We start from the raw sequence: 10313 nt of genomic DNA, 5'->3' as shown, positions 1-10313 counted from the left end.
TGAGAAGTGTATAAGAGACAGCCGGCCCCCCGCACCGGCCCCCGGCCCCGGGTAGGCGCTCGTCACCACGGCAGGCACCTCCGCCCATCCGGCGCCCTCGCAGTCGTCGAAAGCTCACCCCTCAAGCTCCTTCAGCCCTCGGAGATCTCACCCCTCAAGACCTCCACGGTGTCCGGACCTCACCCCTCAGAGGCCAGAGACGCGCAAGTGCCTCGTGACCCCGGAAGCCGCCGACACCTCAGCGAGGTCCAGCGGCGACAGGGACCTCACGCCCCCTTGGAGGGCAAACCCTCGCGAAGTCTCAGCGTTCGGCCTCTTTGGGCTTGCGGTCCAGGTCGGCCAGCGGGTCCGGCTCGTTGACGCCCTTGGTGATCTGGCGCGGCCCGTTGGGGCTCTCCGCGTCCTGGGCGTCCGCGACCGCCTCGGCCGCCGCCTCCGAAGCCTTGGCGACCTCCTCGTCCATCTCCGCCGACGGGGGAATCTCCTCGCGCGTGGCCGCCGACTTGGGCAGGGCCTCGGTGAACGCCTTCGAGACCCCCTGCAGCGCCGAGGTGACCTCGCTCGGGATCACCCAGAACGTGTTGCCCTCGCCCTGCGCGAGCTGCGGCAGCACCTGGAGGTACTGGTAGGCCAGCAGCTTCGGGTCGGGGTCGTTGCGGTGGACCGCCTGGAAGACCTGGTCGATGGCCCGCGACTGGCCCTCGGCCTCCAGGATGGCCGCCGTGCGCTGGCCCTCGGCCCGCAGGATGGCGCTCTGCTTGTCGCCCTCGGCCGTGAGGATCTGCGACTGGCGCTGCCCCTCGGCGTTGAGGATCGCGGCCCGCTTGTCACGCTCGGCCCGCATCTGCTTCTCCATCGCGTCCTTTATGGTCTTGGGCGGGTCGATCGCCTTGACCTCGACGCGGTTGACGCGGATGCCCCACTTGCCGGTGGCCTCGTCGAGCACGCCGCGCAGCTGGCTGTTGATGGTGTCACGGGAGGTGAGGGTCTTTTCCAGGTCCATCGAGCCGATCACGTTACGCATCGTGGTGACGGTGAGTTGCTCTATGGCCTGGATGTAGTTGGCGATCTCGTACGCCGCCGCCCGCGGGTCGGTGACCTGGAAGTAGAGGACGTTGTCGATCTCGACGACCAGGTTGTCCTCGGTGATGACCGGCTGCGGGCGGAACGTCACGACCTGCTCGCGGAGGTCGATCATGGGATAGACGCGGTCGATGTAGGGGATGACGAAGTTGAGGCCCGGCTTGAGCGTGCGGTGGTAGCGGCCGAGCCGCTCGACGTTGCGCGCCCGCGCCTGCGGGACGATCCGTACGGCCTTGAGCACCGTGAAGGCCGCGAAAAGTATGATGAAGAGTCCGACCAGCAACAGCGGATCCATGAATCACTCCCGGGGATATACGAGGGCTGTCGCTCCCTCGATCTCGATGATGTCGACGGTCGCCCCCGTGGGGATTACCAGGGTTTCGTCGTAGGCCCGCGCCGACCACTCCTCGCCCCCGATGCGTACCCGTCCGTCGCGGCCCGTGACCTCCGCGACCACGTAAGCGGGCTTGCCGACGAGCGCCTCCACACCGAACCGTTGCAGGGGCGGCTGCTGGACATGGCGCATGGCGATCGGCCTGATCACCGCGATGCCCGCCGCGGAGGAGATGGCGAAGAAGAGTAACTGCAGGGGAACAGGCAAGCCAAGGGCTGCTGTCGCGGCGGTCAGGAGAGCGGCCGCGCCCAGGAGCCCCAGTGAGGCCGTGAGCGTGAAGATTTCGGCCACGCCGAGGACGACTGCGAGGATTACCCAGATGATCCATTCATCCATGTCCGGCCCTCCATATGGGACAACGGGCCTGAGGTCGTGAGTGGTTCCCCCTTTTCTACCGTAATCCGGATTCAGCGCTGCGGCATCCATCCACCTGCGGGATCCGTGTCGGCCAGCGCGCTTCCCAGCCGCCATTTCTCCCACGGGAGCTGCCAGAAACCCCAACCGTTGTCCCATTCGAGCTCACGGCTGGTGCCGGTGATCGTGACGGGGTCGCCGCGCAGTGAGCTGTCATAGAACCAGGCCGCCTGGTCGGGGCGGGAATTGATGCAGCCGTGGCTGACATTTTCCCGGCCCTGGGCCCAGACGTTGTCCTTGGCGTGCACATATTCGCCGCTGTTGGAAATGCGCACCGCGTGGCCGATCATCACGTCGTAGAAGCCGGGGTCGCCCTTCTCGCGGCCCGGGGAGATCATGCGGACGGGGTCGCCCTTGTCCATGGTCAGGTGGACGCCGCTGGTCGTGGTGTATTCGCGGGTGGTCGCCATGCCCGCGCTGATGGCCATCTGCTGCACCACCTGGCCGTCACGCTGGACGATCATCTGGTGGGTCCTGGTGTCGACCGAGCTGACCTGCTTCCGGCCGACGGTGAAGGCGAACGTGGAGTCGGTGCCGCCGTAGACACCCTCGGCCGAGCGGACGCCCGCCAGGTGCGCGGTGACCGTGACCTGCTGCCTGGGCGCCCAGAACCGCCGGGTGCGATAGACCACCCGGGTGTCGCCGATCCACCGCCACGCGCCCTCGGCCGGGACGGTGGACTTGACCTCCAGCGCCCGCTCGACGGCCGCTTTGTCCTCCACGGGCGTGTCGAAGTCGATGATGATCGGCATGCCGGTGCCGACCGTCTCGCCGGGCAGCGGCGCGGTCGAGGCCACCTGGAACGTCCTGGGGGCGGGCCGGGTGTGGAAGCGGCCCATCGCCACCGTGGCCGGGCCGCCGGGGCTCGCGGCCGTCGCGGTCACGGTGTATTCGGCCCCCGGCTTGAGCGTCCAGTCGGAGCGCCAGGTCGTGCGTGAGCCGTCGAGCCGGCCGGGCACGCCCTCGCCGCTCTCGTAGACGAGGACCTCGCTGAGCGTGCCGCCCTGCGCCGTGACCACCAGGCCGTGGTCCGGGCGGGCGCGCTTGGCGTCGAAAGCGGGGGACACCTGCACGACCGGTGGCGCGGGCAGGGGCCGCGCCGGTGCGGAGGCGCAGCCGCAGATCAGGAGAAAAGCGACACAGAACGTCGCAGCACGCCGCATGTGACTCCTGCTTTCCGAGGGAAGGGTGCCCCCAGGGTAGCGGCGAGTCAGGGTTCAAGCACGCTGAGTAATCTATCCGACAGTTCCGGAAACCTCCCCCAAAGTCAGGGCGCCGGCCGTGGCCCGGATCGTCACGGTGTCGCCGTCCTGAAGGAAGGAGCGCGTCTCACCGCCCGCGAGCTTGATCGGATCGGTCCCGTTCCAGGTCAACTCGATGAGCGAGCCGCGTTCTTCGCGCTCGGGGCCGGAGATTGTGCCGCTGGCGAACAGGTCGCCCGTACGCAGGGAGGCCCCGTTCACCGTCATGTGCGCGAGCATCTGGTCCGGCGTCCAGTACATGCTGGAGTACGGGGGCCGCGACACGACCTCCCCGTTGAGCAGCACTTCGAGCTGGACGTCGAGCCCCCAGTCGCCCTGCCTGCGCAGGTAGGCCGCCGGCTCGGGGTCCTGGGCCCGGCCGGGAATCCTGGGCAGCGCCTCCAGCGGCGTGATCCACGGCGAGATCGAGGTGGCGAACGACTTGGCGAGGAACGGCCCGAGCGGCACGTACTCCCAGGCCTGGATGTCGCGGGCGCTCCAGTCGTTGACCAGCGTCACCCCGAACACGTGCTCGTCGAACGCGCCGGCGGGAGAGCCCATCGTGGTCGGCACCCCGACCACGAACCCCAGCTCCGCCTCGATGTCGAGCTTCTCGCACGGCCCGAACACCCCGGCCTTGAGCTGCCCTTGGGGGCGGCTGACGGGCGTGCCCGACACGACGACCGTCCCCGACCTGCCGTGGTATCCGACGGGCAGGTGCCGCCAGTTCGGCAGCAGCGGCTCCGAGTCCGGGCGGAAGATCCTGCCGATGTTGCTGGCGTGGTCGAGCGAGCAGTAGAAGTCGACGTAGTCGGCCACCTCGAACGGCAGGTGCAGCTCCACCTGCTCCAGCGGGATCAGGTGGCGCTCGGTGACGGAGAGGTCGCCGGTGAGCTTGTTCTGGATCAGGGTCCTGGTGTCGTGCCAGGCCGCGCGCCCCCTGGCCATGAACGGGTTGAGCGTGGGGGCGGCGAACACCTCGTCGTGCAGCGCGGGCACCAGGTCGAGCACCTTGTCGCCGTAGCGCACGCCCACCCTGGGCGCCTGCCCGGCGCACGAGAACACCGCGTACGGCAGATTGTCCACACCCCAGCTCACGAGCTCTCCTCCGCCGGTCCCGCGGGCCGGCCGCCGTGTCCGATCGCCGGCTCGCTCACGAGTCCTCCTCATCGATCAGGCCGAGTGCGCGCAGGTCGTCGACGGGAGTGCTGGTGCTGCACGAGCCGTAGCTCACCAGCAGCCGCCGCGCCTGCTTCGCGGTGTCCTCGGGTACGTCGCGCGCGAGCCGTACGAGTTGGCCCACGTCGGTGGTCCGCAGCACGGGTGCGGGGTCGCGCCCCTCCACCGCCTCGCAGACCGCCAGCACCAGGTTCAGGAAGCCGTGCCGGTCCACGCCGAGCGTGGGGTCGAAGTGGCGCACGGCATGGTGCAGCCCGGCCGTGGCCTTGAACGGGATGTCCTGATCGACGCAGAACTTGATGAACTGCGCCAGATGCTCCACCGGCGGGAACGCCTCGGCCGACGCCCCGCCGCAGCGCACCTTGAGCCCCACTCCGCCGGGCACCTCGACGGCCGTCTTGTGCGGCGTCACCTCGACGAACAGCCGTACGTTGCCGGGCAGCCCCAGCCTGGCCGCCAGCTCGGGCACCGACGTGTCGGGCGGCAGCGGCAGCTCGACGAAGTCCACCGGCAGGTCGCCGAAGTCGGGCACCTTCACCGTGTCCAGGATCAGCCCGATCCGGCGCGGCCGGTACGGGACGCCGCGCAGCCGGTCGATCCGGCTGGCCGGGCACAGGAACCGGTGGGTGAGCACGTCGATGCTCTTCGAGAGGTCCCGCTCGTTGCGAGCCAGGGCCTCGTCCATGTGCAGGGAGGTCGGCGGGAACAGGCCCGCGTCGTCGACCAGTGCCGTGAATACGCTCATCGTGCCCAGGTCCATGCGTAGCCGGGATCCTCGCAGGACAGGGCGCCCTGGCCGAGGTCGAGCGGGCGGAACGTGTCGACCATCACCGCCATCTCGCTCGTGGTCGTGATGCCGCGCGAGACCGCGTCGATCACCGCCTCCACCGCCCCGGGCTGCGGTCCGTGCGTGAACCCGGCGGGGTGCAGCGAGATCGAGCCCACGTCGATGCCCGAGCCCTTGCGCGCGGAGTAGTCGCCGCCCACGTAGAACATGAACTCGTCGGAGTCCACGTTGTGGTGGTTGTAGGGGATCGGTATGGACTCGGGGTGGAAGTCGAGCGGCCGCGGGCAGAACGAGCACACCACGAACCCCGGCCCCTCGAACGTCTGGTGCACGGGCGGCGGCGCGTGCGTCTTCTTCACGATCGGCTCGAAGTCCTCGATGTTGAACGCGAACGGATAGAGACAGCCGTCCCAGCCGACCACGTCGAACGGATGGTTGCGGTAGACGAGCCTGGTCAGCCCGCCGCGCGTGCGCACCAGGACCGGCACCTCCTCGCCCTCCACGAGCAGCGGCTCGGCCGGGCTGCGGAGGTCGCGCTCGCAGTAGGGCGCGTGCTCCAGGAACTGCCCGTACTGCGACAGATAGCGCTTGGGCGGCCTGATGTGCCCGGACGCCTCGATGGCCAGCACGTTGACCTGGCCGTCCGGCACCCAGCGATGGATCGTTCCCGTCGGCACGACCACGTAGTCGCCCGCTCCGGCCTCGATCACGCCATAGGTGGACTCGAGCCGGACGCTGCCGCGCTGGACGTAGACGCACTCGTCGCCCATGGAGTTGCGGTAGAGCTCGCTCGGCTGGTCGCTGGTGGCGTACGACAATCGGACGTCGCCGTTGCCGGCCAGCAGCATGCGGCCGGTGACCAGGTCGCCCACGGTGGACAGCTCCTGCGTGCGGAAATGGCGCGGCGCGAGCGGCAGGTTGGGCTCCAATCGCGTGCCCGGCGGGGACGTGACCGCCTCCGCCTTGACGATCGCGGTGGGCAGGTGGCGGTGGTAGAGCAGCGAGGAGTCGGAGGAGAACCCCTCCTCGCCCATCAACTCCTCCGCGTAGAGGCCACCGTCCGGCCGTCTGAACTGCACGTGCCGCTTGCGCGGCACCTCCCCAACGACCTGGTAGTACGGCATCCGCTCCTCCATGGTGTCCGTTAATCGGACGGGAGTGTCCTCTATGTGAAACTACCGTCCGCTATACGTCCGGAGATGTCAACCCGCCACCCGGCGTCCCTCACCCCAGCGCCGCCGCCAGCTCGGCGGCGGCCGCCCTGACCCGGCGCCCGGTCGACTCCTCCAGCGGCCCGAACGTCACCACCCCCACCGACGCCTCCAGCCAAGGCAGGCCGGTGACAGGCGCGGCGACGCCGCGCGCCCCTTCCTGCAACTGCCCCTCCGTGACGAAGTAGTCGTCACGCCCCTCGCGCAGCGCCAGGATCGCCCGCCCCGCCGCGCCTTTCACCAGCGGATGGCGCGCGCCCTCGCGGTAGGCCACGTGCATGTTGGTCCAGGACGGCTCGACCACGGCCACGGCCAGCCCGTCGTCGCCCTCGGCCACGGTCAGGTGCGCGGTTGCGCCGACGTCCTCGGCCAGCCGCCGCAGCGTCGGCACCGCCGCCGCCCGCAGCAGCGGTTGCACCGCCTGCGCCAGCACGAGCACCCCGAACCCGAGATGCACCCGCCCTTCGGCGTCCCTGCGGACGAATCCCTCGTTCATCAGCGTCGTCAGCAGCCGGTAAACCACGGGCCGGCTCAGCGACAGCTCGGCGCTCAGCTCGGTCGGAGTCCGGCCGTTCTTCCCGTCGGCGAGCAGTCGCAGCAGGCGGAGCCCGCGTTCCAGGGTCTGAGCGGATTCAGCGGCCATGCGACCGATTATCCAAGCGACACCGGCATCGCGGAGTGAAGCGATGAACACGCAGCGAAGGGGGTACGTAGAGAGCCGGGGGGTGAAGATGCGGCACAGGTGGGTGCTCCTGCTCGCGGGCTTGGCCCTGTGCGGGCTGTCCCCGCTCGTGTCCACGTTCGGCGGCTCCATGGTCTACATGTCCAGGGAGACCCCGCTCGACCCCGCTGACAGCCGCCTGGTCGAGGACACCTTCTACGTCACCGAGGGCATCGAGGTGAGCCAGCGGCTGCTGCCCACCGAGAAGGGCGCGGGTTTCCGCGCCGCCTACCTCGCGGTCGGGATCAAGGTCGACCAGGGCGGCCGGCTCTACGGCAAGCCCGAACGCCCGGGCACCTACGTCTCCCGGGTCCAGGTCTGCTCCGGCCAGTCGTGCTCGGCGCAGGACCTCACCCTCGTGGTGCTCGGCAACGTGCCGTGGGAGCCGCGCGAGCTGACCTTCCCCGGCGCCGTGGGCCGGCCGCTGAGCGGTGAGATCGGCATCAACGGCGGCCCGGCGGGCGTGGTGCCCACCTTCACCGTGACCGACCACGAAAAGCTGCCGCAGGACGTGACCATCGGGCCCGACGGCCACGTGGGCGGCGTCCCGGCCGCGCCCGGCATCTCCGAGGTGCCGGTACGCATCTGCGTGGCGGGAAACTGCGCGGGCGTCGTGGTCCGGCTCATCGTCGTGTGAGCCGCCGAAGCAGAGCCGCCGGGCTTCGCCGAAGCAGAGCCGCCGGGCGGCGTCGAGGCAGAGCCGCCGGGCGGATGCGATCTGAGTCTTGCGGTCGCGGGCCGGTTCCGGTCACCGTGGTCTCATGAAATCGGTCATTGTGGTCGGAGCGGGCATTTGGGGGACGTCACTGGCGTTGCGGCTGGCCGAGACGGGCTGGCAGGTGACGCTGGTCGAGCAGCACAAGCCGGGCCACGTACGGCAGGCCAGCGCGGGGGAGACCCGGCTGCTGCGCTGCGCGCACGGCGGCGACGAGTGGTACGCCAAGCTCGCCTGGCAGGCCAGGGACGGCTGGCGGCGGCTGGGTGAGCGGGCCGGGGAGGTGCTGTACCACGAGGCGGGCATGGTGTGGTTCGCCAGGAGGCCGGACGGGTGGGAGTACGCCAGCCACCGGGTCCTGAAAAATCTGGACATCGCGTGTGAGTTGCTCGACCCGGCCGAGGGCGCCAGGTTCTTCCCCGACTACCGCGGCGACGACCTGAGCTTCCTGCTCTGGGAGCCGCACGCGGGCGTGCTCAGGGCCAGGCGGGCGACCCAGGTGACCGCGGGCCTGGCGGTGGCCGCAGGGGTACGCCTGGTCAGAGCGCGGGCGCTGCCCGTACGAGCAGAAGGGTCGAGTGAAACGCCGGCGTACCTGAGTGCGGTCGAGATCGACGGCGAGGTGCGGCACGCTGACCGCGTGGTGTGGGCGTGCGGCGCGTGGCTGCCCGCGCTGTTCGACGCGGCGACGTTCGGCGGGACGCCGCTCACCGTGACCAAGCAGGACACGCTGCACTTCGCGGTCCCCCCGGAGTGGTCCGTGCCCGAGACGCCCGCCTGGCTGGACTACGAGGCCTCGGCCTACGGCCACGGCGACGTGGACGGGGTGGGGATGAAGACGACCTCCGACGCGGAGGGCCCGCCGTACGAGCCCGAGCACGGCGAGCGCGTCGTTGACCCGGCCGGCGTCGATCAGGCCAGGGCCTACCTGCGGCGCAGGTTCCCGTCGCTGGCGAGCGCGCCGGTGCTGTTCAGCCAGGTGTGCCAGTACGCGCTCACCCCCGACGCCGAGTGGATCGTCGCCGAGGTGTCGCCGGGGGTGTGGCTGCTGGGCGGCGACTCGGGGCACGGGTTCAAGCACGCGCCCGCGCTGGCCGGCTACCTGGCGGGCGTGCTCGACGGGGAGTACGCCCCGGAGCCGCGCTTCGGGCTGCACGAGCGCAGCCCCTCCCGCGGGCTGAGGACGAGCGGAGAGGTCTGGTAAGGCGCGCACTACCTGCGGTTCGGGGGGCGGCGGGCATGAATCGGACAGGCCGGGCGGCGGACACTGCAAGGGTGATCCGCTCATCCAAGGAGGCCGTCTTGACCACCGTTGACAGCATCAAGAAGACCGTCGCTCCCGATCCGCCGCCCGTCGTCCACACCGCCGCGACGCTGTGGCTGGCAGCGGTCGCGGCGGGGGCGTTCGAGGCCGTGCTCATGGTCGCCGGCCATCTCTCCGGGGGCACGGCGCTCGTGGACCTGCTGCCGGGCGTGGGGTTCCGGCTGGCGGTGTTCGCGGGCGCGATCTTCCTCGCTCTGCGGCTGCGGCGCGGCCAGAACTGGGCGCGCTGGACGCTGGCGGGGACGCTGGGCGTGTTCGGGACGCTCTCGCTCGTGATCGAGCCCGTTCAGTGGCTGCTGGGCGGGGGCTCGATCGCCGAGGTCGTCGCCGGTGCGGACCCGCTGTGGTGGGTCTTCGCGACCAGCCGGACCCTGCACGTGGCGGCCGTGCTCGGGGCGCTGACCCTGATGTTCCAGCCCCGGGCCAACGCCTACTTCAGGTCGGCGTGAGACAGCCTCGCCTCCGGGGCGCGCAGGTTGCGCACCCCGGGTGAGAGCAGCGCGGCGAGCGTGGACAGCACGATGATGACCGCGCAGCCGAGCAGCGCCTCCTCCGTGCCGAACAGGTAGGCCGCGGGCCCCGCGAACATCAGCCCGATCGGGCCGAACATGAGCGAGCCGAGTATGTCGTACGAGCTGACCCGCGACAGGGACTCCGCCGGGACCTCGCGCTGCATTGTGGTCTGCCACAGCACGCCGAACACGTCGAAGCAGACGCCGAGCACGAACGCTCCGGCCACGATCGCCCAGAGCGGCGAGTCCAGCCCGAGCAGCAGGTACGGCAGCGCGGTCGGCAGGCAGAGCAGCACGGCCACCAGGATCGGCCGCTTGGGCCGCACCCGCATCGACACCAGCACCCCGGCGATCGTCCCGACCGCCTCACCGGCGAGGAACGCCGACCAGGCGGCGGGACCGCCCAGGGTCTCCTTCGCCAGCAGCGGCCCGAGCACGCCGTGCCCGGCCTGGATGGCCATGACCATCAGCGAGAACTGCAGGACCACCACCCAGATCCACTGCCGCGAGCTGAACTCCCGCCAGCCCTCGCGCAGGTCGCCCACCACCGAATGCCGCTTGCCGCGCGCCACCGCGTCCGCCGCGTCCGGCGCCGCCGCGTCGCCCGCTGAGGCGGGGATCGCGTTCCCCGCCGGGGCGGGCAGCGTGTCCCGTGCGGGGGCGCGGTCCAGGCGGAGCATCGCGATCAGCACGCCCGCCAGCGCGAACATGGCCCCGCTCACCCCCAGCGCC

At 70.6% G+C, this 10313-nt stretch carries 11 protein-coding genes; 3 read left to right on the top strand and 8 right to left on the bottom strand.

Translation table 11 applies throughout. The features are described from left to right. Window positions 1-301 precede the first annotated feature (301 nt). The 7 genes from ETD85_RS55425 to ETD85_RS55395 all read right to left on the bottom strand — a co-directional run bounded on the left by ETD85_RS55425 (window position 302) and on the right by ETD85_RS55395 (window position 6952). Window positions 302-1378, bottom strand: a complete 1077-nt coding sequence (locus ETD85_RS55425; RefSeq protein ID WP_138697899.1) for an SPFH domain-containing protein — start codon at window positions 1376-1378, stop codon at window positions 302-304. Between the two features lie 3 nt (window positions 1379-1381). Continuing rightward, window positions 1382-1813: an NfeD family protein gene (locus ETD85_RS55420; protein ID WP_138697898.1), complete on the bottom strand. Its 432-nt coding sequence runs from the start codon at window positions 1811-1813 to the stop codon at window positions 1382-1384. A 71-nt stretch (window positions 1814-1884) separates the two neighbouring features. Continuing rightward, a complete protein-coding gene (locus tag ETD85_RS55415) occupies window positions 1885-3054 on the bottom strand; it encodes a L,D-transpeptidase (protein WP_138697897.1) in 1170 nt (389 codons plus the stop codon). Window positions 3055-3126: 72 nt separating this feature from the next. Continuing rightward, the gene (fahA, locus tag ETD85_RS55410) at window positions 3127-4230 is read right to left on the bottom strand and encodes a fumarylacetoacetase (RefSeq protein ID WP_240780045.1); all 1104 of its coding nucleotides are present in this window, start codon (window positions 4228-4230) and stop codon (window positions 3127-3129) included. 55 nt (window positions 4231-4285) lie between these two features. Then, window positions 4286-5056, bottom strand: a complete 771-nt coding sequence (locus tag ETD85_RS55405; protein WP_170247375.1) for a hypothetical protein — start codon at window positions 5054-5056, stop codon at window positions 4286-4288. Further along, window positions 5053-6222, bottom strand: coding sequence for a homogentisate 1,2-dioxygenase (locus tag ETD85_RS55400; RefSeq protein WP_138697895.1), 1170 nt, complete (start codon window positions 6220-6222; stop codon window positions 5053-5055). The genes ETD85_RS55405 and ETD85_RS55400 overlap by 4 nt, the downstream gene beginning before the upstream one ends. Window positions 6223-6322: 100 nt before the next feature. Further along, the gene (locus ETD85_RS55395; RefSeq protein ID WP_138697894.1) at window positions 6323-6952 is read right to left on the bottom strand and encodes a helix-turn-helix domain-containing protein; all 630 of its coding nucleotides are present in this window, start codon (window positions 6950-6952) and stop codon (window positions 6323-6325) included. A gap of 43 nt (window positions 6953-6995) precedes the next feature. Here ETD85_RS55395 and ETD85_RS55390 point away from each other — a divergent pair, with 43 nt between their 5' ends. The 3 genes from ETD85_RS55390 (at window position 6996) to ETD85_RS55380 (ending at window position 9518) form a co-directional block, all read left to right on the top strand. Beyond that, entirely contained in the window at window positions 6996-7667 is a 672-nt protein-coding gene (locus ETD85_RS55390; RefSeq protein WP_138697893.1) for a hypothetical protein, read from the top strand. Between the two features lie 124 nt (window positions 7668-7791). After that, entirely contained in the window at window positions 7792-8949 is a 1158-nt protein-coding gene (locus tag ETD85_RS55385; RefSeq protein WP_138697892.1) for an NAD(P)/FAD-dependent oxidoreductase, read from the top strand. A gap of 98 nt (window positions 8950-9047) precedes the next feature. Next, a complete protein-coding gene (locus tag ETD85_RS55380; protein WP_138697891.1) occupies window positions 9048-9518 on the top strand; it encodes a hypothetical protein in 471 nt (156 codons plus the stop codon). Here the strand turns inward: ETD85_RS55380 and ETD85_RS55375 are convergent. Continuing rightward, window positions 9500-10313 (bottom strand): MFS transporter (locus ETD85_RS55375; protein ID WP_138697890.1); only part of this gene is annotated, 814 nt, incomplete at its 5' end. The genes ETD85_RS55380 and ETD85_RS55375 overlap by 19 nt on opposite strands.

It is taken from the genome of Nonomuraea zeae (genome assembly GCF_005889725.1).
GTDB classification, from domain to species: Bacteria; Actinomycetota; Actinomycetes; order Streptosporangiales; family Streptosporangiaceae; genus Nonomuraea; species Nonomuraea zeae.
This window is presented reverse-complemented; position numbering and strand designations above follow the sequence as displayed.